Source organism: Mesorhizobium sp. Cs1321R2N1, assembly GCF_037179725.1.
GTDB lineage: Bacteria > Pseudomonadota > Alphaproteobacteria > Rhizobiales > Rhizobiaceae > Mesorhizobium > Mesorhizobium salmacidum.
The window spans coordinates 20,363-44,311 of the sequence record NZ_JAPYKP010000037.1 but is presented as its reverse complement, the minus strand read 5'-3'; the positions used below and the strand labels follow the sequence as shown (position 1 = coordinate 44,311).

At 61.1% G+C, this 23,949-nt stretch carries 22 protein-coding genes, 1 tRNA gene and 1 pseudogene; 13 read left to right on the top strand and 11 right to left on the bottom strand.

The features are described 5' to 3' along the window. Window positions 1-135 precede the first annotated feature (135 nt). The 4 genes from O7A61_RS12715 to O7A61_RS12700 form a co-directional block, all read right to left on the bottom strand. Window positions 136-1,299, bottom strand: coding sequence for an isovaleryl-CoA dehydrogenase (locus O7A61_RS12715; protein ID WP_337130082.1), 1,164 nt, complete (start codon window positions 1,297-1,299; stop codon window positions 136-138). A gap of 75 nt (window positions 1,300-1,374) precedes the next feature. Next, complete coding sequence (locus tag O7A61_RS12710; RefSeq protein WP_337130081.1) at window positions 1,375-2,022, bottom strand: TetR/AcrR family transcriptional regulator; 648 nt, start codon at window positions 2,020-2,022, stop codon at window positions 1,375-1,377. Window positions 2,023-2,062: 40 nt separating this feature from the next. After that, complete coding sequence (locus tag O7A61_RS12705; protein WP_337130080.1) at window positions 2,063-2,365, bottom strand: acylphosphatase; 303 nt, start codon at window positions 2,363-2,365, stop codon at window positions 2,063-2,065. A gap of 122 nt (window positions 2,366-2,487) precedes the next feature. Continuing rightward, a complete protein-coding gene (locus O7A61_RS12700; RefSeq protein ID WP_337130079.1) occupies window positions 2,488-2,688 on the bottom strand; it encodes a hypothetical protein in 201 nt (66 codons plus the stop codon). Between the two features lie 107 nt (window positions 2,689-2,795). On the opposite strand from O7A61_RS12700, the gene O7A61_RS12695 reads away from it, so the two are divergent. After that, a complete protein-coding gene (locus O7A61_RS12695) occupies window positions 2,796-3,074 on the top strand; it encodes a MarR family winged helix-turn-helix transcriptional regulator (RefSeq protein WP_337130078.1) in 279 nt (92 codons plus the stop codon). On the opposite strand, the gene O7A61_RS12690 is transcribed toward O7A61_RS12695, so the two are convergent. Beyond that, entirely contained in the window at window positions 3,071-4,183 is a 1,113-nt protein-coding gene (locus tag O7A61_RS12690; RefSeq protein WP_337130077.1) for a pyridoxal phosphate-dependent aminotransferase, read from the bottom strand. The genes O7A61_RS12695 and O7A61_RS12690 overlap by 4 nt on opposite strands. A gap of 118 nt (window positions 4,184-4,301) precedes the next feature. Here O7A61_RS12690 and O7A61_RS12685 point away from each other — a divergent pair, with 118 nt between their 5' ends. Then, a complete protein-coding gene (locus tag O7A61_RS12685; RefSeq protein WP_337130076.1) occupies window positions 4,302-5,969 on the top strand; it encodes a tetratricopeptide repeat-containing sulfotransferase family protein in 1,668 nt (555 codons plus the stop codon). 760 nt (window positions 5,970-6,729) lie between these two features. Here the strand turns inward: O7A61_RS12685 and O7A61_RS12680 are convergent. Beyond that, a complete protein-coding gene (locus O7A61_RS12680) occupies window positions 6,730-7,878 on the bottom strand; it encodes a porin (protein WP_027143901.1) in 1,149 nt (382 codons plus the stop codon). Window positions 7,879-8,328: 450 nt separating this feature from the next. Between O7A61_RS12680 and O7A61_RS12675 the strand changes: the two genes are divergently transcribed. The 4 genes and pseudogenes from O7A61_RS12675 (at window position 8,329) to O7A61_RS12660 (ending at window position 11,400) form a co-directional block, all read left to right on the top strand. Next, window positions 8,329-8,419 (top strand) — tRNA-Ser (locus O7A61_RS12675). 176 nt (window positions 8,420-8,595) lie between these two features. Beyond that, a complete protein-coding gene (locus O7A61_RS12670; RefSeq protein WP_337130075.1) occupies window positions 8,596-8,922 on the top strand; it encodes a GIY-YIG nuclease family protein in 327 nt (108 codons plus the stop codon). A 39-nt stretch (window positions 8,923-8,961) separates the two neighbouring features. Then, a complete protein-coding gene (locus O7A61_RS12665; protein ID WP_337130074.1) occupies window positions 8,962-10,077 on the top strand; it encodes a porin in 1,116 nt (371 codons plus the stop codon). Window positions 10,078-10,322: 245 nt separating this feature from the next. Further along, a pseudogene (locus O7A61_RS12660) lies at window positions 10,323-11,400 on the top strand (tyrosine-type recombinase/integrase). A gap of 58 nt (window positions 11,401-11,458) precedes the next feature. Here O7A61_RS12660 and O7A61_RS12655 read toward each other — a convergent pair. Together O7A61_RS12655 and O7A61_RS12650 are read right to left on the bottom strand one after the other, a co-directional pair. After that, window positions 11,459-12,358 carry an alpha/beta fold hydrolase gene (locus O7A61_RS12655; protein ID WP_337130073.1) on the bottom strand — a complete coding sequence of 300 codons (900 nt, stop codon included), beginning with the start codon at window positions 12,356-12,358 and terminating at the stop codon, window positions 11,459-11,461. 107 nt (window positions 12,359-12,465) lie between these two features. Then, a complete protein-coding gene (locus O7A61_RS12650; protein ID WP_337130072.1) occupies window positions 12,466-14,496 on the bottom strand; it encodes a lytic transglycosylase domain-containing protein in 2,031 nt (676 codons plus the stop codon). A 409-nt stretch (window positions 14,497-14,905) separates the two neighbouring features. On the opposite strand from O7A61_RS12650, the gene dapA reads away from it, so the two are divergent. The 3 genes from dapA (at window position 14,906) to O7A61_RS12635 (ending at window position 17,299) form a co-directional block, all read left to right on the top strand. Next, complete coding sequence (gene dapA / locus O7A61_RS12645; RefSeq protein WP_337130083.1) at window positions 14,906-15,787, top strand: 4-hydroxy-tetrahydrodipicolinate synthase; 882 nt, start codon at window positions 14,906-14,908, stop codon at window positions 15,785-15,787. Between the two features lie 247 nt (window positions 15,788-16,034). Continuing rightward, window positions 16,035-16,514 (top strand): SsrA-binding protein SmpB, encoded by a 480-nt coding sequence (gene smpB / locus O7A61_RS12640; protein ID WP_337130071.1) that lies wholly within the window; start codon window positions 16,035-16,037, stop codon window positions 16,512-16,514. A gap of 74 nt (window positions 16,515-16,588) precedes the next feature. Continuing rightward, window positions 16,589-17,299: a glycoside hydrolase family 25 protein gene (locus tag O7A61_RS12635; RefSeq protein WP_337130070.1), complete on the top strand. Its 711-nt coding sequence runs from the start codon at window positions 16,589-16,591 to the stop codon at window positions 17,297-17,299. A 61-nt stretch (window positions 17,300-17,360) separates the two neighbouring features. Here O7A61_RS12635 and O7A61_RS12630 read toward each other — a convergent pair whose 3' ends face one another. Next, window positions 17,361-18,284, bottom strand: a complete 924-nt coding sequence (locus O7A61_RS12630) for a DMT family transporter (RefSeq protein ID WP_337130069.1) — start codon at window positions 18,282-18,284, stop codon at window positions 17,361-17,363. Between the two features lie 147 nt (window positions 18,285-18,431). Between O7A61_RS12630 and O7A61_RS12625 the strand changes: the two genes are divergently transcribed. Beyond that, window positions 18,432-18,905, top strand: a complete 474-nt coding sequence (locus O7A61_RS12625) for an Lrp/AsnC family transcriptional regulator (RefSeq protein ID WP_337107829.1) — start codon at window positions 18,432-18,434, stop codon at window positions 18,903-18,905. 32 nt (window positions 18,906-18,937) lie between these two features. Here the strand turns inward: O7A61_RS12625 and O7A61_RS12620 are convergent, their stop codons facing one another. Continuing rightward, complete coding sequence (locus tag O7A61_RS12620) at window positions 18,938-19,594, bottom strand: uracil-DNA glycosylase (protein ID WP_337130068.1); 657 nt, start codon at window positions 19,592-19,594, stop codon at window positions 18,938-18,940. A gap of 10 nt (window positions 19,595-19,604) precedes the next feature. Beyond that, a complete protein-coding gene (locus O7A61_RS12615) occupies window positions 19,605-20,186 on the bottom strand; it encodes a LabA-like NYN domain-containing protein (protein ID WP_337130067.1) in 582 nt (193 codons plus the stop codon). A gap of 282 nt (window positions 20,187-20,468) precedes the next feature. On the opposite strand from O7A61_RS12615, the gene rpoZ reads away from it, so the two are divergent. The 3 genes from rpoZ (at window position 20,469) to pyrE (ending at window position 23,948) form a co-directional block, all read left to right on the top strand. After that, window positions 20,469-20,870, top strand: a complete 402-nt coding sequence (gene rpoZ, locus O7A61_RS12610; protein ID WP_027144192.1) for a DNA-directed RNA polymerase subunit omega — start codon at window positions 20,469-20,471, stop codon at window positions 20,868-20,870. A 246-nt stretch (window positions 20,871-21,116) separates the two neighbouring features. After that, on the top strand, window positions 21,117-23,345 hold the full coding sequence (locus tag O7A61_RS12605) for a RelA/SpoT family protein (protein ID WP_027144191.1): 2,229 nt from the start codon (window positions 21,117-21,119) through the stop codon (window positions 23,343-23,345). Between the two features lie 24 nt (window positions 23,346-23,369). Further along, a complete protein-coding gene (gene pyrE / locus O7A61_RS12600) occupies window positions 23,370-23,948 on the top strand; it encodes an orotate phosphoribosyltransferase (RefSeq protein WP_337130066.1) in 579 nt (192 codons plus the stop codon). Window position 23,949: the final 1 nt, after the last annotated feature.

Sequence of the window (23,949 nt, the reverse complement as noted above, 5' to 3'; positions counted from 1 at the left end):
CGCGCCTCGTCCGAGCCGCCGCGCTCGACCGCCGCGGCCTTTTCAGCGATGTCGGCAACCAGCGCCCGCATGCGCTCGGCATTGGCGCGGAAGGTTTCGGAGGAGGGCGAAATCTGGGTCTGGAGGACAGCCACGCTACACCCCCTCCGCTATGATCTCGCGGCCGATCAGCCAGCGGCGGATTTCGCTGGTACCGGCGCCGATCTCGTACAGCTTGGCGTCGCGCAAAAGCCGGCCGGTCGGATAGTCGTTGATATAGCCGTTACCGCCAAGCAGTTGGATGGCGTCGAGCGCCATCTGCGTCGCTCTCTCGGCGGCAAACAGCACGCAGCCGGCGGCATCCTTGCGGGTGGTCTGGCCACGGTCGCAAGCGGCGGCGACGGCATAGACGTAGGCGCGCGCGGCGTTCATCGCCGTATACATGTCGGCAAGCTTGCCTTGCACCAGTTGGAATTCCCCAATCGGCTGGCCGAACTGCTTGCGCTCGTGAACATAGGGGATCGCCACGTCGAGGCACGCCGCCATCAAGCCGATCGGGCCGCCGGCAAGCACGGTGCGTTCATAGTCGAGGCCAGACATCAGCACCTCGACGCCGCGTCCTTCCTCGTGCAGCACATTGTCGAACGGCACCTCGACATCCGAGAAAACCAGTTCGCCGGTGTTGGATCCCCGCATGCCGAGCTTGTCGAGTTTCTGCGCCACCGAAAATCCCGGCATCGCCTTTTCGACGATGAAGGCGGTGATGCCGCGCGATTCCCTTTCCGGGTCGGTCTTGGCGTAGACAACCAGCGTTTCGGCGTCCGGGCCGTTGGTGATCCACATCTTGGTGCCGTTGAGCACATAGCGGTCATTGCGCTTTTCGGCGCGCAATTTGAGCGACACCACGTCGGAGCCGGCGCCGGGCTCCGACATGGCGAGCGCGCCGACGTGCTCGCCTGAACACAGCGGCGGGAGGTATTTTTCCTTCTGTGCCGGCGTTGCCCAGCGGTTGATCTGGTTGACGCAGAGATTGGAGTGGGCGCCATAGGAGAGGCCGACCGATGCCGAGGCCCGCGAAATTTCCTCGACCGCGATCACATGGGCGAGATAGCCCATGCCGCTGCCGCCGAAATCGGGATCGGCGGTTATGCCGAGCAGGCCGAGCGCGCCGAGTTCTCGCCACAGATGCGCCGGGAATTCGTTCTCCCGGTCGATGTCGGCGGCGATCGGCGCGATCCTGTCCTGCGCGAAGCGCCGGACCAAGTCGCGCAAGGCCTCGACGTCCTCGTCATGCCCGAAGCTGAGCGTGTTCGTGTACATGCCGTTCCTCCTGCCGCATGCCGCCCCAAAAATCGACTTCGACTTTCGGCAAGGATCATGCGCGAAATTAAAGCGCTACAGCATACTTTGCGCATCCGAAGGGACGCGCGACGCTGTAGTATCGGTAGCCAGCCTCGCGCCGACCAGGCGCATTGTCATCGAAAGGTATGTCTCCGTGACCTCGGCGATGGACAATCGCTCGCCCGGCCGGAACCAGACGATGACGCCGGTCATCATCTGGATCAGCGCCATGGCCGTCAGGCCGGTATCCTCGATGCTGAAAATACCCGCCTCGGCGCCGTCGCGCAGGATCGAACGCAGTTCCTTTTCGTAGGCCGTGCGCATGCGCAGGATCTGTGTCAGCCTGTCGGGCGACAGGCTGCGCAATTCCATGTTCGACACATGCGTGGCGTGGCGGCGCCCGATATGAAAGGCGATGTGGTTGCGCACGTAGGCGGCAAGCTGCCGAGCCGGATCCGCGCCGGCCGGCCTAGAGTGCTCCCACGCTTCGCGAAGCCCTTGCATGTGGTCGCGCATCAGCGTGAACAGCAGGTCTTCCTTGGTCGGGAAATAGCGGTAGAGCGCGGCTGCCTGCACGCCCACCTCGGCGGCCAACTGACGCATCGACATCGCTTCATAGCCGTAGCGCGCAATCAGGTTGACCGCCGCCTCGCGGACTGCCGCTTCGGTTCGCTCGCCGTCTGATCCTGTGGTGCGTGCCATCATCGCCTCGTTGACGGCAAATAATAAAACGAACGTTCAATTAATTCAAGGGCGGAGAAAATCCGTCTACGTCATGATCCTGAAATCTCCAGGCGTGGTCCAGGTCTCCAACATCGATCCGCGAGACCGCAGCGCCGGGCGGGCCTTGCCGAAGCCGTTCGATCATGGCCGCGACAGCCGCGTCGGCGCCGGTAAGCCATGCCGTAACCGAGCCGTCTCTTTCGTTGCGTACCCAGCCCAGCAGCTCGAGCCTTGTCGCTTCGCCTCGCGCCCAGATCCTGTAGCCGACGCCTTGGACCTTCCCATATACGCGCGCCTGCACTGCCCTTTTCCGGTCACTCATGGCTCGCTCCCTTGCATAGAGTCTGGCGCAGCGCCGAACGAAGGCAACTGGCTTGAGGTCTATCCAATCGAGAACCTGGATTCTTTGCGGAAAATGAATGACTTGATCTAGTAAATGGTTGACTAGGTCAATTTGATAGCGATCATCTCTGTGGCCTGATAATTTAACGGGAGGCAGCTGGCATGTACGATCGGAATGGCTTGGTCCGCGATATCCGCCACTTCAACCGGTTCTATACCGGCCTGATCGGGTTGCTCGACGAGACGTAGATGCACAGCGCCTATACCCTGACCGAGGCGCGGGTGCTGTTCGAACTCGGCCACCGCCCTCGCCATAGCGCCACCAATCCCGCGGCAAGACAGGTTTTCTGGCGCGAGCGCTTCGGCTCGATGTCGAACCGGTGGCCTCCGCGGTCGCCCGGGACCTCCAAGTGGATCCTGCCTATGTCGCGAGAATCCTTCGCAAATTCTCTGCCGCCGGCCTGACTGAAATGTGCACCGGTCCCGCGCCCCTGCGGCCGCGCGTCCTATCGCTCACCGCGCGCGGCCAGGCCGCGCTTGCAGCCCTTCATGCGGCCACGGATCGTGATCTTGCCCGCCTGACCGCGGGGCTGAATGACAGGGAAGCCGCGGAGTTGTCTGATGTGCTGACGCGTGTCAGGCATCTGCTCGGCGCAGCGATGCCTCCCGAGCGCCGTGAAGCGCCCTAGTTTCCGCGCACCGCTGCCAATGCGCCGGGCAATTCCTCGGCGAAGATATCCAGTTCGTGGTCGAGACCGACACTGACGCGGATGCAGCGGTCGAGCCCTGGCGCCATCGGCTTGCGGATGAAGACGTCGCGCGACAACAATCCCTGCAGCACTTTCAGAGCGAAAGCGCCGTCATGGCCGCAATCGATGGTGACGAAATTGGTCGCCGAGGTGAGCGGCTTCAACCCATTCTGTTCGGCAATATCAGCGATGCGCCGCCGTCCGGCGGCCACCCGGGCCACCACCGTCTCGAGATAGGCCTGATCGGCGAGCGCCTCGACGCCGGCGATCTGCGCCATGCGGCTGACGCCGTAGTGGTTGCGGATCTTCTCGAAGTCGCTGATCACTTGCGTCTCGGCCAACGCATAGCCGCACCGTATGCCGGCAAGTCCGTAGGCCTTCGAAAAGGTTCGCATGCGGATGACGTTTGGCCGCGAGATGTCGATCGGCGGCAGTGCCGAGGCCGGTCCCAGTTCGCCATAGGCCTCGTCGAGCACCAGCATGGTGGTTTCCGGCAAGGCATGTATGAAGCCAATGACCTCGTCCGCTTCCCACCAGCTGCCCATCGGATTGTCCGGGTTGGACAGATAGACCAGCGGCGCCTTCTCCCTGACGACCGCCGCGAGCAAACCGTCCAGGCTTTCGCGATCGTTCTCGTAAGGGACGGTCACCAGCCGGCCACCGACACCGGCAATGTGGAAGTTGAAGGTCGGATAGGCGCCGAGCGAGGTGACCACGGCATCGCCAGGCGCCACATACATGCGCGCCACCAGGCTGAGCAGGCCGTCGATGCCTTCGCCGACAACGACGTTCTCGACCGCCACATTGTGATGAGCGGCCGCCGCGACTTTCAAATCGTAATTGTCCGGGTCACAATACATCCACTGGTCGCGCGCGACACTCTCCATGCGGGCGATGACGCGCGGCGAGGGGCCAAAGCTGCTTTCATTGGCACCGATGCGGGCACGGAAAGCGCGCCCGCGCTCACGTTCCTGCGCTTCGGGGCCGACAAACGGCACCGTCGACGGGAGTGCGGCGATGAGCGGCGAGAGGGCAGGGCGCAGAGGCATGTCGAAGGCTCGCTTGGAAGGAGCCTTCTTGCTAGCGTGACCGGATGGTTGGCGCAAGGTCGCCACGTCCGCGCCCGCAACACTGGATTCCTTCGCTCTTTTTTGATAGCGAGGCTCCATGAACAACCGTCTCCCGCCCGCCTGGTCCAAACACGTCAAGCCTGGCCCCGCGCCGAAGCCAAGATCGCCACAAGCCAATCCGCAGACGGCGAATTCGCTTTCACGTGCGCAGGCCGACGAGGCGCTGCTGAAACAGGCATATGCCCTTCAGCAAGCCAAACGCCTCAACGAGGCTCAGGACCTGTGCCTTCAAGTCCTGTCGCGCACGCCAAACCACCCCCTCGCTCTTTATATCCTGGGGACCATCTGCCTGGGCTACGAGGATGAGGCGGCCTTACGATATTTCGCGCGCGCGGTCGGCGAGGAGCCTAACAACCCTTTTTACCATCTTGGCCTGGCCTCGGCTTATGTGAAGGTGAGCGAATATTCGCCAGCAATCAAACATATACAGCATGCTTTGGAATTGCAGCCAGACCTTATCGAGGCACTTGGCGAATTGGGTGATGCTTATCTTGATTTTGACAAACCCGAAATGGCCTTGCCGTTGTACGAGAAGGCACTGAAAATCAACAGGGATCATCCAAAGGTGCGGATCGGATTGGCTCGCGCGCTCACCAGTGTGGGACGCATGGATGAAGCCGCCATTTACCTCCATGAGGCAATCGAACGTCGCATCGCGGTGCCGACGGCTTACCACGACCTTGTGCAGACGCAAAAGTTCACCGAAGAACCAAAGGAACTCAAATCCATCCTTGGCGAACTTGGAAATTCGAAGCTTGACGCCGATGGCGCGGAGAAGCTCCATCTGGCGGCAGGCAAGGTGCTCAACGACCTTAAGCGCTATCAGGAGGCGTTCGATCATTTCAAGAAGTCGAAACAGGCCTCGGGCCGCAACTTCAATATCGACCTATATCGTCGCTGGGTCGACGCGCTGATCGAGACTTTCACGCCCGAGATGCTGGCTGCCAGGAGCGACTTTGGCAATCCTTCCGAAGTTCCTGTGTTCGTGGTCGGCATGCCTCGCTCGGGAACGACCCTTACGGAACAGATTTGCGCAAGTCATCCAAGTGTTCATGGCGCGGGCGAACTGATGAAGCTTCGGCGGGTCGCGAATGCGATCGGACTCAGAAAGTCGTCGGCCGGAAGCTTGAATCAGGCAATCGCGTCGATCACAAAAAACCTGTCGGCAACATTGGCGCAAGAGCACCTGGCTTATCTGAGCGAGCGAGCACCTGACGCGCCTCGGATCGTGGATAAAATGCCACACAATTTTGAACTGATCGGGTTGATCGGTCTTCTCTTCCCCAATGCGCGGATCATTCATTGCCGTCGCGACGCCATCGACAATTGCGTCTCTTGCTTTGTCTTGAGATTCGGGGAGGGGCACAGCTACAACACCGATCTGAGGACGCTTGGCCTGTACTACCGCGAATATGACCGGCTGATGCAGCATTGGAACAAGATTTTTCCAGGCTTGATCTTTGAAAATCGGTACGAAACGCTCGTTGACGATCAGGAAGCACAGTCACGCCGTCTCATAGACTATCTTGGGCTGCCTTGGGACGACGCCTGCCTGCGCTTTTTCGACAGGGATGGTTCGGTCAACACGCCCAGCCGCTGGCAGGTGCGTCAACCGATTTACAAATCGTCGGTCAAGCGCTGGAAGAACTATGAGACGGAGATTCAGCCCTTGATTGAGGGGTTGGGCGATCTGGCGGACATTTGAAAGTCAGGAGCTGGAAGCTGCCGATAAGGCCGGATTTTGTGGATCCGAGTGGCTTTATTTTTGGCAATCCCAGGAAAATTGCTGAATGGTTTTCCGTCCGGAAGCGCCTAAAAACAAAGAGTTGGAGCGGGTCGGCAATTCTATCAAACGCCGAACCGCTCTTAATGCATGTCGCCCGGAAGTGTCCTCGGCTCCGGGACAACGACATGAATAAAATCAGAAGCTTACATCAGGTCCGGTGGATCCTGTTCGCCGCGACATGCTGTAGTCTGGCCAGACGCGATGAACAATTGACTGCCGCCCGCATGGTCCAGGAAGCTCAATCGCGCCGCTTGATCGACCATCTGACTGCCATAGGGCGACGCCCTGCCTGCGATTCTTTGACAAGGGCGGTTCGGTGAACAGGTTCAGCGGTTGGCAGGTTCGACAACCCACGTCGTCCCTCAGTCGCTGGAAGAACTTTGGCTGCACACTCCAGCCGCTGATCGATGCCTGGGCCGGCGATCTGGCCGGGGCTTGGTCTTGGATCAGGCTCTGCATGCGCTGGGCCCAACCCAACTTGCGCAGGCATATGGTCGAGTTAGACGCGCGGTCCGGGAGCAGACAGAACTGTCAGAGCAGCGCCTATCGGCTTTGTTGGTCCATCTGGCCTCGCAACCTTCAAAAAAGAACAGGCTTACGCGCGGGCTGCGTTTTGACCAGCCCATGAAAAAACCCGGCGGTTGCCCGCCGGGTTTCTATTTCTACAAGTCGAAACTTGTTAGAACGAGCGCTGGAAGCGGAGGATACCGCCGACGTTGCTCTTCTTGTCAGCGCCGAACCAACCCTTCGCAAGGTCGTCGCTGCCGACGTTCTGGTAGTCGACTTCGGCCGTGACCGTGAAGCCAGGAACGACGTCATAGGCAATGTTCGCCGCGATGCCGAGGTTCTTCCAGTCGTCATACGAAACCTGGGCGTTGAACGAGGTCTTCTCGTTGAACTTGTAGGTGCCACCGCCCCACACTGCCCAGTTGCCGCCCCACTGCTTGTACATGGCGCGGCCACCAGCGAACCCGGTCGTCGGAGAGTCGCCAATGTTGTCGTCCGACCCATAGCCGCCCATGACCCACAGCGACAGTTCGTTGGTGACGTTGACGTCCAGGCGAACCTTGCCGGAGACCTCTTCGTAGTTGCTGTCATAGGCGATGACGCCGGTGATCGCGCCCCAGCCCTGCGTCCACTTCACACCACCGACGACATGCGGAACATAGCTGTCGATCGAGTAGGCGCCGTAACCTTCTTCGAGCGAGACCACGGCCGAGAAGCCGTTGCCGGCGTCGAAGTAGTACTGCACGACGTTGGTGTCGAAGCCGCCGTAAGGGACAATCGTATCCTGGATGACGTTGCCGGCGTAGCCGATGAACGTATCGAAGGCCGATTCGTCTTTACCGACGCGGAGACCACCAAGCTGGATCCAGGCGAAGTTGAGGCTGGTGCCCTTGTTGTGACCCTGCCAGTTGCCGCTCGGGTTGTAGGTATAGTCGCCGGGGTTGTTGCCGAAATTGAAGCGGGTCTCGGTGTAGGTCTTCAAGGTGCCGAGTTCGGTTTCCTGGCCGGTCCAGGTCTTCAGCGTGAAGCGAGCCTGCTTGTAGTAGGTGTCGTGATTGCCGTCACCCATGTGGTCCGGAACGTTGTTGACGCCGTCGTTGGTGCCATGGTCGCCCACGCCGATGTCATAGCGGACATAGCCGCCGATGCGCAGGCAGGTTTCGGTGCCGGGGATGTAGAAATAGCCAGCGCCATAGACGTCGCAGATCTTGACGTATTCAGCGGGTTCCGGCTCGGCGACGACGACGGCGTCGGCGGCGCGCGCACCGGAAACTGCGATCAGGGCCGCAGCGGAGCCGAGAAGAAGGCTCTTGATGTTCATTTTCTGACCTCCAGTCAAAAGTTAAAAAACGGGTCTGGGTATTCTTTGCTGAAGGACAGCGTTCCCTGCCCCATCCCCACTACCGAAAAAGATGCGCACCGCGCCGCTTCCTCGAAACCGACATTACCCATGAGCCAGCGGCGTTCAACAACGATCGTACCGGCGAAAGGGCAGTTCGGCTGCTATCCCCCAGCGTTGTTGCACAAATGACACGATTTGGCCTCACTCAGAAAGCTCTCGTTAACCATCGGGGCCGCCGCAACCGCTTGTTTCCAGCCGAATCCGGCGATCGGGGACGGAATCATGGCGAGGTCGCGAGTCGCCAGCCAGGGAATTGCCGCAGATCCGCCGCATCGAGCAAAGCCGCGATCCACTACGCTCTTATTTTTCCATATTAATGACGCGGGCTTGTTGATTGTGCCGCCGCTTTTCTTTATCCAGCGGCTCAACGGAGAGGTGGCCGAGTGGTCGAAGGCGCTCCCCTGCTAAGGGAGTAGAGGTCAAAAGCTTCTCGTGGGTTCGAATCCCATCCTCTCCGCCATCCTGCTTCGCCCTGCGGGCTTCGCAGGACAAGCTCAGAGCTTCTCACGAAGCAGGATGCCCTCCGAAGCCTCGGCGAAGGAGGGCGGCAAGCCTTTCAAAACTCCCGCAAAATAGCGTTGTCAGTCGCTCATCAACGACCCACGATGCTCTTGCCTTGGCGAAGGAGGGCTGACCGTGTGGTATGTATATCTGCTGCAAAGCGAGACTGTGGATAGCGAGCGTTATGTCGGCATCACATCCGACCTGAAGCGCCGGATCGGCGAGCACAATGCCGGGAAATCCACCCATACGTCTAAGTTCCTGCCCTGGCGGATCGTCACATATGTAGCCTTTTCGGACCAAGCCAAGGCAGCTTCATTCGAGCGCTATGTGAAGTCCGGCTCCGGGCACGCTTTCGCCAACAACGCCTTTGGTGAATGTTCGCACAACAGCGGAGAACTCAGCGGACTTCTAAAAAAATTCAACGGTCCCAATCGCTTGGGGCCTAAGTGGGGGCTGTAGAAGCCGCCAATTCGTTCGATTCTGACTGGAGGTCAGAAAATGAACATCAAGAGCCTTCTTCTCGGCTCCGCTGCGGCCCTGATCGCAGTTTCCGGTGCGCGCGCCGCCGACGCCGTCGTCGTCGCCGAGCCGGAACCCGCTGAATACGTCAAGATCTGCGACGTCTATGGCGCTGGCTATTTCTACATCCCCGGCACCGAAACCTGCCTGCGCATCGGCGGCTATCTCCGCTATGACATTGGCGTGGGTGACATCAATGGTGTGCAGAACGTTCCGGACCACATGGGTGACGGTTTTCACGACAGCTACTATAAGCAGGCTCGCTTCACGCTGAAGACCTGGACCGGCCAGGAGACCGAACTCGGCACCTTGAAGACCTTCACCGAAACCCGCTTCAACTTTGGCAACAGCGCCGGCGACTATTTAGGTGGCGGCACGGGTTGGGAGGCCGGCAACAACAAGCCGGACGGAACCAGCAACGTTTCGCTGAACTTCGCCTGGATCCAGCTTGGTGGCCTGCGCGTCGGTAAGGATGAAACGGCGTTCCAGACGTTCATCGGTTACGCCGGCAACGTCATCGACGACGATATCGTTGTTGACGGTCCGTACGATACCAACGTGGTCCAGTACTACTTCGACGCCGGCAACGGCTTCTCGGCCGTGGTCTCGCTCGAAGAGGGTTCTGGCGAAGACACGATCGACAGCTACGTTCCGCATGTCGTCGGCGGCTTGAAGTACACGCAGGGCTGGGGCGCGATCTCCGGCGTCGCCTATGACAGCAACTACGAAGAAGTTGCTGGCAAAGTCCGCTTGGACGTGACCGCCACCAACGAACTGTCGCTGTTCTTGATGGCAGGCTACGGCACTGGCGATGACAATGTCTTCAGCGGCGGTCATGACTTCTACAAGAAGTGGGACGGCAATTGGGCCGTGTGGGGCGGTGGCTCCTACAAGATCAACGAGAAGACCTCGTTCAATGCTCAGCTTGCGTATGATGAGGGCAAGACCTTCGCGTTGGCGGCTAACGTTGCCTACGACATCGTCCCCGGCCTCACAATTACGGCCGAAGTCGACTACGTCAACAAGGGCGACAGCGACTATCACCCCGCCAGCGACGGCTTCGGCGGTATCCTCCGCTTCCAGCGCTCGTTCTAAGGGCTGGTTCTCTACAGGTGAAATCCAGCCCGGGCACTTCGACGCCCGGGCTGTTTTTGTTTCGCGACTGGGCTTGGGCAGATGGAAGGAAAAAGGGGGAATCGGTAGCTGAATAAAGTTCTGCGGAACGGTTTTGTGGGATCCGTCGTCCTGGCGGATGAAATCGTTTTGTCAGACAAAAGCTCTTGAAAGGGCACGTCCAAGCGGGTAGGGCTGACCTATCCACTGGGGGGTGTGGTAAAAAAATGACGAACGAAGCGATTCAAGAGGGAGGGACCTCTGATCATTTTGCGATATTTTCTTCTCAGACTGCAAAAATAAGGTACAGCTACAACAAAATACGAGAAGTAAAGTCGCATAGAGTCAGAGATCTATTTTCAGCATATCGGGACATACTCTGGGATGATGGGCGGCATAAATACAATGTCAGCTCTTTCATCAGCGAAATAGATGAGATTCTCCTTGGGGAGCGTTTCAGTGCCTTTGATCAGAGCACTCTGGATAACCTTATCGGCACCTTGCGCCAGCGCGGCAACAGCAACGCAACCATCAATCGAAAGATGGCTGCCCTCAGCAAACTGCTGCGCAAGGCTCATAAGATGGGGGATATCCACAGCTTGCCCGAGTTCCGCCGCCAGAAGGAGCGGGCGGGGCGGATTCGTTTCCTTGAGAGGGAACGAAGAGGCACGGTTGTTCGCCGCCATCGAGAGCCGCAGCGAAGATGCTTACCGGCTTTCAGTCTTCCTGGTCGATAGCGGATGCCGTCTCGGCGAAGCGCTCGGGTTGATCTGGAACGACATCCAGGAGCATCGCGTTTCCTTCTGGATCACCAAGTCCGGCCGCAGCCGCACCATTCCGATGACCGAGCGGGTCAAGGAGGTGATCAGGCTGCCAGCCACCGAGAGCCGCCGGCCCAAGGGCCCGTTCACCAAGCTCAGCCAGGCACAGTTCCGCGCCATCTGGAACGATGCGAAGGCCGAAGTCGGCCTCGGCGCCGACGACCAGGTCGTGCCGCATATCTTGCGCCACACCTGCGCTTCGCGTCTCGTCCAGGGCGGGATCGACATCAGGCGCGTGCAGATGTGGCTCGGTCATCAGACGCTGTCGATGACCATGCGTTATGCCCATCTGGCCACCAACGATCTCGACGGCTGCGTGGTTGTTCTGGAGAAGCCTCGCTGCGAGCGACCGGCAAGCGACTCCGAAGGCTCCGTATTTTCCTGTCCCGTGACCACGCCTTCTCTCGGCAAGGCCGAGCGGAAACAGACCGGCGCGGAGAAGATGCCGCCGAAGGCGCCTCGGAAAAACTCAAAAGCCACGTAGGCCGGCGAAGACTGGCCTATATTGTAATGGATGCCCAAGACCTTGGTTGGTCTTGGGCTTATCTCGGGTTTTTCCGCGCCTCTGCTTGATCTAGAAAGAGCGCGATGTCGGTGGGCAGATTGCCGGTCTCCAGGAAGGGGGCGTGGCCCTGATCTGGAACGGTGATTGTCCTGGTGCCGGGATGACGCTTTCGCATCTCCTCCAGCGTTTCCTGCGACAATAGCCTAGAATTGGCGCCGCGTAGGACGAGCAGTGGTATGGCCGCCAACGCATCGAACTGCTGCCAGAGAGGCGGCAATGGTTGCGACAGGTCGAGATTGGCAACCGTGTCGACAAGCTTCGGATCGAAATCGGGCAGCAGCCCTTGATTCGTCTCGCGATAGATCGCGCGCACCATTCGTTCCCAGTCGCCCTCGGTTAGCGCTGGAAAATCCTGGCCGTGAACGCTGCGCTGGGCAGCCATCGCCTCGGCGAGGGTTTTTGGCTTCGGCGTGCGTTCGAGATAGGACTGGATGTGAGCGAGACCCGCGGGTTCGATCACTGGCCCGATGTCGTTGAGCACGATGGCTTTCAGCGCCGCCGGCTGCATCGCGCCAAGCACATGGATGATCAGCCCGCCGCGCGAGGTGCCGATGAAGGCCGCCTGTTCGATGCCGAGCGCCGCCAGCCCGGCAAGGACGTCGCCGGCTTCGATGCCGACATTATAGTGGCTGACATCGGGATCGTAGGCCGACTGCCCGCGTCCGCGGTAGTCGAAAGCGACAACCTTGCGCGCAAGGGCGGATCGCGTCGAGAGATGGAGCGCAAGCTCGTGAAAGTCCCGCGCGTTACGCGTCAAGCCAGGCAGACAGACGACCGGCCAATGTGCGGAATTCGCTTCGCCATAGACGCGCGCGTGAAGTCTCAGCCCATCCGGCGCCGTATAGAAGAAGTCGGAGAAATCTGGATTGCTCGACATGGGACGGGCTCTTAGCCGAAGGATCGTCCACGACTGCTACAGACGGAGCGCCGGAGGGTCAAACGGGAAAGGCTCCTCCTTTTCCTCGCAAGGCGAGGGCAAGAGCCTCAGCTGCGCCCGTTCACGAGATCGCCGACGATGTCGTACTTGCCGGAAATTCGCATTTTGTAGACCTCGTAATTCTCCATCACGCGCTGCACGTAACTTCTTGTTTCCGTGTAGGGAATCCGCTCGATCCAGTCCACCACCGCATCGATGTCCTTGCCGCGCGGGTCACCGTATTTCGCCACCCACTGGCTGGCTCGGGTCGGGCCGGCATTGTAGCCCGCGAAGGTCAATACGTACGAGCCATTGAAGCGATCGAGCTGTTCGCCGAGGAACGCCGAACCAAGCGTTGCATTGTAGCCGGCGTCGGTCGTCAGCCTGGTCTGCGAAAACTGTAATCCGGCCTTCTTCGCCAATTGCTTGGCGGTTCCCGGCATCAGCTGCAGCAGTCCGCGTGCGCCGGCACTGGATACGGCGCCGATATTGAATTCGCTTTCCTGGCGGGCGATCGCATAGGCCAGCGCCTTGCCCGAACCGGAAATATTGGCCGAATCGGGGATGACGCCGAGCGGATGCGACAGCGCGCCGACATCGATGCCGCGCGCCCCGGCGATCTTGCCGATTTTCAGCGCCATGAAATGGTTGTCCTGCTTTTCGGCAAGGACAGCGAGCAGCGCCAGTTCACCCGGGCTGGTCAACTGCCCGGCAAGGTCGCGATAGAGCGTTTCGGCATAACGGTCGTAGCCTGCCTCCTGCAGGCGCTTGATGGCCGAGACGGCCTCGCGGCCGGCAAAGTTCTGCCGGTCGGCGGCACTGGGCTGGGGATAGACGATGTTGAGCGCCTGCCGGCCGACGCGTTCGGCGGCTAGCTGGCCGTAAAACGTCGTGCCGTAGGTCGCCGCACGCCCAAGATAGTCCTTAGCATTGCCGGGGCCACCGACTTCCGCCGCGCGGCCGAGCCAGTAATAGGCGCGCGACAGGGTCATCGGCCCTTGGGCAAGGTCGGCGATACGCGCGAAATGCGTCGCCGCGAGCTTGGGATCGTTCAGGCCGCGCAGCGCATACCAGCCGGCATGGAATTCGGCTTCCGCCGCATTGGCCGCGCTTTCGGCGGCATGCGTGGCGACTATTCTGTAGGCGGTCTTTATGTCGCCCTGGTCGACCAGTTCGCGCGACAGCACCCGGCGTTCGACCCACCAGGCATCCGGATCGACCAGGGATTCCCGGTCTGCCGGCGCTTTCATGACGATTGCCGCGGCGCCCGCAAAATCCTTCTGCTTGCGCAGATATTCGGCCTGCGCGAAGAAATAGCCGGCCGAGCGTTGCGCCATCGGCACAGTCTTCAACAGTTTGGCAGCATTGTTGTCGCCCTTGTCGGCCGCCGCCCAGGCGTCGGCAAGCTGCTGGGCGCCGGCGAGGCCGGCGACACGCAAGGCGGAATTCACCCGGTCGGCATAGAACATGCGCTCCATGCGAAAACGGTGATCGGCGGCGGGAACAAGGCTGCCGAACTCCTTGATCAGAGCCGTCTCGTCCTTGGCTTCCAGGATCGCGGTGCGCCAGAACGGCGACAGCACCGATCGCGCCGCCTTGGCGTTGCCCGACGACACATAGGCGCGCGCGAGAACCATCACGCCTTCGACTGTCTGCGGCTGGCTGCCGTCGAATGCCTTGACGACGACATCCGCCGCCGGGTTCTCGCGATAGAGTGCGCGCTCGCTGTTCTTGCGCAATGCAACGGTGCCCGGCCAGTTGGGCAGCATCTTCGCGGCCGTGGCGATGTCGCCGCTCGGAACCTTGTCGCCCCCGTAGAGCGCGATCGCCCAGGCCAATATGTGCTGGTCGAGCGATTGTGCGGGTAGCGCATCGCGCACACCGCGCGCGCCGGGAATATCGCCAGCCGCCAGCGCATCCAGTCCGCTTTTCAGGAGCGTGACGGCCGGTGAGGGGTCCTGTTGCGCCTTGTCCTGTACACCAGGCATCGGGATGGCCGAGGTGACCCGCACATCGACGCTGCCGCTGATCGCCACGCCGGGCATCAGCGCGGCGATGGCGCCAAGAAGCGCGAACAGGTGGGGCCGACTGGGAGGCATGATTTCGTGTCTTTCCTTAATCCAGCATTTTACCTGCGGGCGAAGAAGCCTTGAAGCCTAAGCTTAGGTCGTGAAGGGCTCGTAAACAAAGGGTTATCGAGGCCGTTGGAATTACGCTTGCTGGCACCATGGCAATGCTTGCCGCGCAACAATGTCGAGACTATGGTGCGCCGCTTCGCTTTCGGTTAGAAGGCGCGCACGACAAAACACCGATGCATGTCGCCCAAAAGTGGATACCGGTTTTGGGGCAGCGACATGCATAACCGACAACGTGCATGTCGCCCAAAAGTGGATACCGGTTTTGGGGCAGCGACATGCATAACCGACAAAGTGCATGTCGCCCAAAAGTGGATACCGGTTTTGGGACCACGACATGCGTGAACCAAGAAGTCCCAAGGAGTTGGACGACATGCTGAGAGGCTCGCTTACTGCGCTCGTGACACCGTTCGAAAAGAGCGGGCGTTTCGACGAGAAAGCCTTTCGCGCGTTCGTCGAATGGCAGCTTGGCGAAGGCACCACGGGCCTTGTCCCGGTAGGCACCACCGGCGAATCCCCGACGCTGTCGCATGACGAGCACCGCCATGTCGTCAAGGTCTGCATCGAGGTGGCCAAGGGCAGGGCGCCTGTCGTCGCCGGCGCTGGCTCCAATAACACCGTGGAAGCGGTAGGTTTGGTGCAATATGCCGAAAAGGCCGGTGCCGATGCAGCCCTGGTCGTCACGCCCTATTACAACAAGCCGACGCAGCGCGGCCTGTACGAGCATTTCGCCGCCGTCGCCAGGGCGACCAGCCTGCCGATCATCATCTACAACATCCCGCCTCGCTCGGTGATCGACATGACGCCGGAAACGATGGGCCGGCTGGCGCACGACTTCAAGAACATCGTCGGCGTCAAGGATGCGACCGGCAAGGTCGAGCGCGTGTCCGAGCAGCGCATGACCTGCGGCAAGGATTTCATCCAGCTTTCCGGCGAGGATGCCTCAGCACTCGGCTTCAACGCGCATGGCGGCGTCGGCTGCATTTCGGTGACCTCGAACGTTGCGCCGCGGCTGTGCGCCGAGTTTCAGGAAGCGACGCTCTCCGGCGACAGCGCCAAGGCGCTGGAACTGCAGGACCGCTTGCTGCCGCTGCACAAGGCGATCTTCATCGAGCCCGGCGTGTCCGGCGCCAAATATGCGTTGTCGAAGCTGGGCAAGGTCGAGAACGTCCTGCGTTCGCCGCTGGTCACCATCGAGCAGTCGACGGCCGAAAAGATCGATGCGGCCATGAAGCACGCCGGCTTGATTAATTAACGAATCCGTTTGGAAACTCTACTCCTGCGGCCATCTGAAGGCGCCACCTGCGCTTCCGGTGCTCGCGTACTATATGTACGCTCCGCTCCGGTTCCGCGCGTGGCCCCGAAAGCACTTCGCTTTCGGAAAGGACCATGCGCAAAGTCGGATTTCTAGAGCGTCCTTTGCGCGTTAAAAAACGCGCGGCGCTCTAGTAGCACCATCATCTGACTCGCAGGAGCGAGTTTCGAAACGGATTCTATACGTTATGAACCAAGTCAGAAAAGCCGATCCCAACAACAAGACCGTTGCGGAAAACCGCAAGGCGCGGTTTTCCTATGAAGTGCTCGACACGATCGAGACAGGCCTGGTGCTGACCGGAACCGAGGTCAAGTCGCTGCGCCAGGGCCAGGCCAACATCCAGGACAGCTATGCCTCGGTCGAAGGCGGCGAGATCTGGCTGATCAATTCCTATCTGCCGGAATACCTGCAGGCCAATCGCTTCAACCACGAGCCGCGCCGGCGCCGCAAACTGCTGCTCAACAAGCGCGAGATGGCAAAACTATCGCAGAGCGTCGATCGCGAAGGCATGACGCTGGTGCCGCTGAAAATCTATTTCAACGACCAAGGGCGCGCCAAGCTGCTGCTTGCAGTTGGCCGCGGCAAGAAACTGCATGACAAGCGCGAGACCGAGAAGCAACGCGACTGGTCGCGCGAAAAGGGCCGGCTGCTCAAGGAACGTAGGTGATCAGGTGACAGCCTGAAAAAAGCCAACGATCGGGCTTCAAGGTCGAACACCGGCAAGTCCTACAGGGGATGGTCTTGAAGAAGCGGATTGTTCTCCGGGGCGTGGCCAGTCTTGCCCTGGCATGCGTCGTTGTGGTGGGCGCCGTGGTCTATTTCCACACCTACTCCCCCGACCGAGGCGAATATCCGGTCCGGGGCATCGACGTCTCCCATCATCAGGGCAAGATCGACTGGCGGCGTGTTGCCGCCGATGATGTGGCTTTCGCCGTCATCAAGGCGACTGAAGGCGGCGACCATGTCGATAATGCCTTCGCCGGCAATCTGCGCGAGGCCCGCGCCGCCGGGCTCGCCGTCGGCGCCTATCATTTCTTCACCTTCTGCCGGCCGGGCGCCGACCAGGCCAGGAATTTTATCTCGGTGGTGCCGCACGATCAGCCATTGCTGCCGCCGGTGGTCGACATCGAGTTCGGGGGCAACTGTCCGCAGCGCCTGTCGCCCGAGCAACTGAATGCCGAACTGGAGGCTTTCCTCGGACCCGTCGAGGCTGCCTTCGGCAAGCCGGCGATCATCTATCTGACGGATGAAGCCGAGGCTGCCTATGCCGGGCAAATCGCCGCTCGCCCACTCTGGCTGCGCTCGCTGCTCATGGAGCCGGACCGCCGTGACTGGATTTACTGGCAGTACCACAACAGCGGGCGCGTGGACGGCATAGAGGGGGACGTCGACCTGAACGTTTTGCAGGGTGGGCCGGAGAAACTGGCGGCGCTGCTTGCCTCCGCACCTTGACGGACAGACCCGATCCGATGCCGGCCGGTTCTTCAGAAGCCTGCCATGCCGCTGAAACCATTCACGATCCAACCGATGTCGGGACAGCCAGATTTTCCCTGGTGCCGCGTCGACCCGTCGCCGAATAACCCATCCCGGCGGCCATGATAGCGATGGCCACGCATTGGATCGCCAGCGGGGTCTCGCCAAGAACGATCATGCCGACCATCACGGTGGCGATCGGCACACCCGGCAGGAACAGCGATGCAGCCTGCGAGCCCAATCGGTCGACAATGTAAGTGTAGAGGAACATTGCGGCAGCGCCCGCGAGAAGACCTTGAATGACGATCTGGCTGGCGATTTCGGCGCCTGCGGCGGCATGGAGGCCGCTTGATGCCAACAGGCAGAGAAGCGGCAGCGGCAGGCACGACAAGATCACGACGGTCGCGGTTGCGGTGACGGGTTCGACGCGCCATCGCTGCACAAGAGCCGCATAGGCGGAAAACATCGCGCCCGATCCGATGAACAGCAGATCGCCGAAGAGGACATCGCCGGCACCGCTGCGGGCCGGCGCGATGAACAGCAGCAGCCCAGCGATGATCGTGACGACACCGATGACCCGCTGCCGCGAAGCACTTTCCCTGAACAAGGACAGCAGGAATGAGAAGAACACGATCGAGGCCGGGCAAAGTGCCGCGCCATGGGCGGCGGGCGCATAGGTCAGGCCCCAGTTGATGATGAGTGGGTAGGGCAAACCGGCCAGTGCCGCCAACGTCAGTCCACGTCGCCAGCCCAGCGCCTTCAGGGTCGCCAGGCCGCGCCACCAGACGATCGGCAGGAACACCACGCCGGCACCGGCAAAGCGCAAGCTGGCCATGTCGGTGGGCGTCAGGTGCTCCCTGAGGCTGAAGCGGGCGGCGACGAACTGCGCCGCATAGATGGCGATCATGACGAGGCCGGCGATCACCGCCAGTCTTGTGTTTGCCGTGTCTCGTCCGTCCGCCATGTCAGTTCTGCCGTCATATTCATTGTCGCCAGGAGGAGATAGCCCCGACCTCGCGACGAACCGCAGCCTATTGCCGAAATGGCCGCGACGAAATACGCTGTTTTTCACAACTTCAAGTGTAATTCACGCAAAAGAGGTGGCTTGAACGTGAATTCTGAATCTGGCGACCTGGATGCCATCGACCGCACTCTTCTGCGACTGCTGCAGGAAGATGGACGCCGCACCACGCTTGACCTGGCCGCGCGCGTCGGCCTGTCGCCGACCGGCGCCAGCCAGCGCGTGAAGCGCCTGTTTCGCGACGGGTTCATCACAGCCGTTAGAGCGGTGCTCAATCCGGCAAAGATTGGCCGCGGCATGCTTGTTTTCATCGAGGTGCGGCTCGATCACACGGCCCCGCATATCTTTGACCGCTTCGCAGAGGCGGTCGCAAAGGCGCCCGAGGTTCTGGAATGCCACATGGTCGTCGGCGGCTTCGACTATCTCGTGAAGGCGCGCATTGCCGAGATGGCCGACTATCAGGACTTTCTCAAACGCGTCATCCTGCCCCTGCCGGGAGTGAAGGAAACGCATACTTATGCATCCATCGGCGACGTGAAACCGGATGCCCTGCTGCCGGTGTGAGCCGGCACGGGATACCGCCCGGTGTCCGATCCTCAATCCTTCAGGAATGCCGCGATCTCGCTGAACACCCTGACGAACATGTCTTCGGTCAACACGCCGGTATTGGTGTTGTAGCGTGAGCAATGATAGCTCGAAAACAGCGTAATGCCGCCGGCCGGCAATTGCCCGCCATGTTTGAACGGGTAGGCGGCGACGCGCCCGCCCAATGCCCGTACGGTCGACTGGTGCGCGATCGATCCCAGCGCCAGCACGGCGCGCAGGTTGGGAAAGCGAGCGATCGTCGGCACCAAAAATGTCCGGCATGTGGCGATCTCCGCACCCACCGGCTTGTTCTCCGGCGGCACGCAGCGCACCGCGTTGGTGATCGCCGTGCCGACGAGCTCCAGCCCATCATCGGGCCGCGCCTTGAACTCGCCGCGTGCGAAGCCGTGGGCAATCAGCGTCGAGTAGAGCAGGTCGCCGGCATAGTCGCCGGTGAACGGGCGCCCGGTGCGGTTGGCGCCGCGCAAGCCAGGCGCCAGACCGACGATCAGAAGCCGGACGGTATCTTCGCCGCCCAATGGCAGGAAGGTCGGCACCGGCGCGTTGAACCAGCACGGCTCGCGCTGCCGCCATTCGGCGATGAAGTCATGCAACCGCGGGCAGAGAGGGCAGTCGCGGCTGGGTTCGGAAGCAGGGAGGGCGGTCAAGCGACCGGCCTCAGTAGTCGTCCTCATCGACTTCAGCCGGTTCGGGCCGCCGTACGGGCCGCTCGGAGGGATCGCGACCGACTTCGTTCTTCAGCGTCGCCAGGTCGATGAAATGGTCCGCCTGGCGGCGCAGGTCATCTGAGATCATCGGCGGCTGCGAGGCCATGGTCGAGACGATCGACACCTTGCGGCCACGCCGTTGCAGCGCCTCGACCAGTGTGCGGAAATCGCCGTCTCCGGAGAATATGACATAGTGGTCGACGACGTCGGCGAGTTCCAGCGCATCGACGCTGAGCTCGATGTCCATATTGCCCTTGATCTTGCGGCGGCCGGTCGAGTCGGTGAATTCCTTGGCCGGCTTGGTCACCACCTTGAAGCCGTTATAGTCGAGCCAGTCGATCAGCGGCCGGATCGAGGAGTATTCCTGGTCCTCGACCAGCGCGGTGTAATAATAGGCGCGCAGCAGGTAACCGCGCTTGTGGAAGCTCGCCAAAAGCTTGCGATAGTCGATGTCGAACCCGAGCGCGCGTGAGGTGGCGTAGAGATTGGCGCCGTCGATGAACAGGGCGATTTTTTCACGGGGATCGAACATGGAAATAGTCCTTTTCGAAATAACGGCCGTCTAACGAAATGCGGTAGCGACGAGCGGTCAGGCCCATAATAAACCGGCCGACCTTGGACCAACCGAGATAACGCCAGTTTGGTGGCAATCCAAGGGCGCGTGGCGCACTGCAAGCAATTGTGATCGCGGCGCCGAACCGTGGACGCGGGCTGCCCTGTGGGCACGCATTGCCATGATGCTTGTATTTTGGTGCTGTTCGGGTTATGGACCGCGCCTGTTTTCCATTACATCCAGGCATGAAAGGGGCAATCCATGGCCCGCGTAACCGTTGAAGATTGTATCGACAAGGTCGACAACCGCTTCGAGCTGGTGCTTTTGGCCGGCCACCGCGCTCGTCAGATCAGCCAGGGAGCGCAGATCACCGTGCCGCGCGACAACGACAAGAACCCGGTCATCGCACTGCGCGAGATTGCCGACGAGACGCTGTCGCCCGACGATCTCAAGGAAGATCTGATCCATTCGCTGCAGAAGCATGTCGAGGTCGACGAGCCCGAAGCCGATGGCGAAGTGATCGCCGACCAGACTGGCGGTGCTGTTGCCGCCGCCGACGCGGACGACACCGAGGACAACGTCACCTTCGATCGCATGACCGAGGAAGACCTGCTGGCCGGCATCGAAGGTCTGGTTCCCCCGGAAAAGAGCGACGACTACTAAGAGCTTTTGATAATTCTACCCAGCCGGTCGCCTAGCGCAGTTTTATGCGCTTCCGGTGCTCACGGACCCAGATGTCCGCTCCGAAAACGACGCTATCCGGCTCGGCTGAGCGAATTCTGAAAGCCCTTTGGAATTGGCTGGAACAATCTTCCGGCACTTCCGTCCCGGCGGTTTCGTGGCTATCTATGACATGCGCCGTACAGTAGTGCGGCGCATGATTCATTTCATCGCCGAGAGATTCCGCCCATGATGCGTCAGTATGAGCTTGTCGAGCGCGTCCAGCGCTACAAGCCTGACGTCAACGAGGCGTTGCTCAACAAGGCCTACGTCTACGCCATGCAGAAGCATGGCCACCAGAAGCGCGCTTCCGGCGACCCCTATTTCTCGCATCCGCTCGAAGTCGCCGCCATCCTCACCGAAATGCATATGGATGAGGCCACGATCGCCGTCGCCCTGCTGCACGACACCATCGAGGACACCACGGCGACCAGGGCCGAGATCGATGAGCTGTTCGGTCCCGAAATGGGCAAGCTGGTCGAAGGACTGACCAAGCTGAAGAAGCTCGACCTCGTGTCGAAGAAGGCGGAGCAGGCGGAAAACCTGCGCAAGCTTCTGCTGGCGATCTCGGAAGATGTCCGCGTGCTCCTCGTCAAGCTCGCCGACCGCCTGCACAACATGCGCACCCTCGACCATATGCCCGAGGCCAAGCGCCTGCGCATCGCCGAGGAAACGATGGACATCTATGCGCCCTTGGCCGGGCGCATGGGCATGCAAGGCATGCGCGAGGAGCTGGAGGAGATCGCCTTCCGCTTCATCAATCCGGAAGCCTATCGCGCCGTTACCGCCCGGCTCGCCGAAATCTTCGAGCGCAACAAGGATGTGCTGTCCGAGATCGAGAAGGCTCTTTCGGGCCTGTTCGAGAAACACGCCATCAAGGCCGGCGTCAAAAGCCGCCAGAAGAAACCGTGGTCGGTGTTCCGCAAGATGGAGGCCAAGGCGCTGTCCTTCGAGCAATTGTCCGACATTTTCGGCTTCCGCGTCGTGGTCGACTCTGTCGAAGACTGCTATCGCGCGCTGGGAGCCATCCACACCACCTGGTCGATGGTGCCCGGCCGTTTCAAGGATTACATCTCGACGCCGAAACAGAACGACTACCGTTCGATCCACACCACCATCGTCGGTCCTTCGCGCCAGCGCGTCGAGCTGCAGATCCGCACCCGCGAGATGAACAAGATCGCTGAATATGGCGTCGCCGCCCATTCGATCTACAAGGACACCGGGGGCAAGACGAACGGCGCCGTGCACGCGATCTCGAAGGAGACCAATGCCTATGCCTGGTTGCGGCGCACCATCGAGCAGCTGGCAGAGGGCGACAACCCGGAAGATTTCCTCGAGAACACCAAGCTGGAACTGTTCCAGGACCAGGTGTTCTGCTTCACGCCGAAGGGCATGCTGATTGCCTTGCCGCGCGGCGCCACGCCGATCGATTTCGCCTATGCCGTCCACACCGATGTCGGCGATACCTGCGTCGGCGCCAAGGTCAACGGCCGCATCATGCCGCTGATGACGGAACTGAAGAATGGCGACGAGGTCGAGATCATCCGCTCCAAGGCGCAGGTGCCGCCGGCCGCGTGGGAATCGGTCGTCGTCACCGGCAAGGCGCGCGCCGCCATCCGCCGCGCTACCAAGAATGCGATCCGCAAGCAGTATTCCGGCCTTGGCGCGCGTATCCTGGAGCGTGCTTTCGAACGAGCCGGCAAGACCTTCACCAAGGAAAGCCTGAAGCCCGTCCTGCACCGGTTGGCGCGCAAGGACATCGAGGATGTGCTGGCGTCCGTCGGTCGCGGCGAACTGGCTTCCACCGATGTCATGAAGGCGGTCTTCCCTGACTACAAGGACGAGCGCGTCACCCCTGCGGCTCCCAAACAGCGCGAGGAGGGCTGGTCGAAGATCCGCAACGCCGCCGGCATGCTGTTCCAGATTCCGGGCCGGGCCGCGCGCAAGGACAAGGACCAGCCAGGCGCCGGCGCGGTGCCGATCCGTGGCGTGCGCGGCGACCTGCCGGTGCGCTTCGCGCCGGAAGGCGCGGTCCCTGGCGACCGCATCGTCGGTATCGTCCAGCCGGGCACCGGCATCACCATTTATCCGATCCAGTCGCCGGCGCTGCAGGCTTTCGACGACCAGCCGGAGCGCTGGATCGACGTACGTTGGGACATCGACGAACGCACCAAGGAACGGTTTCCCGCGCGCGTCTCGGTCACCGCCATCAACGCGCCGGGCTCGCTTGCCGACATCGCCCAGGTCGTTGCCTCCAACGACGCCAATATCCATACGCTGTCGATGGTGCGCACCGCGCCCGATTTCACCGAAATGCTGATCGATCTCGAAGTCTGGGACCTGAAGCATCTCAACCGGCTGCTGTCGCAGCTCAAGGACAATTCGAGCGTCAGCGATGCGCGGCGCGTCAATGGCTAGCGATAGCCGACCATGGGGGACGAGATGAATACCGACGAAGTGCTGGGCATATTCCGTGAGGCTGGCGCTGTTCTGGAGGGTCATTTCATCCTGACGTCGGGCCTGCGCAGTCCAGTCTTCCTGCAGAAGGCACGGGTGTTCATGCATGCCGACAAGACCGAGCGGCTGTGCAAGGCGCTGGCCGAGAATATCCGCGCCGCGATCCCAGGCAAGATCGACTATATCGTCGGGCCGGCGATCGGCGGGCTGATCCCGGCTTACGAAACTTCGCGCCACCTTGGCGTGCCGGCGATCTGGGTGGAGCGGGAAGGGGGCGAGTTCCGCCTGCGGCGCTTCGAGATCGACCGAGGCGCGCGCGTCGTCATCGTCGAGGACATCGTCACCACCGGATTGTCGATCCGCGAAACCATCGATTGCCTGCGCGCCCTTGGTGCAGAGGTGGTCGCGGCCGCCTGCATCATCGACCGATCGGCCGGCAAGACCCATGTCGGCGTGCCGCTGATCGCGCTTGCCGAATATGAGGTCCCAGCCTATCCGCCGGACAGATTGCCGCCGGAGCTTGCCGCCATCCCGGCCATCAAGCCGGGCAGCCGCAACATCTGAG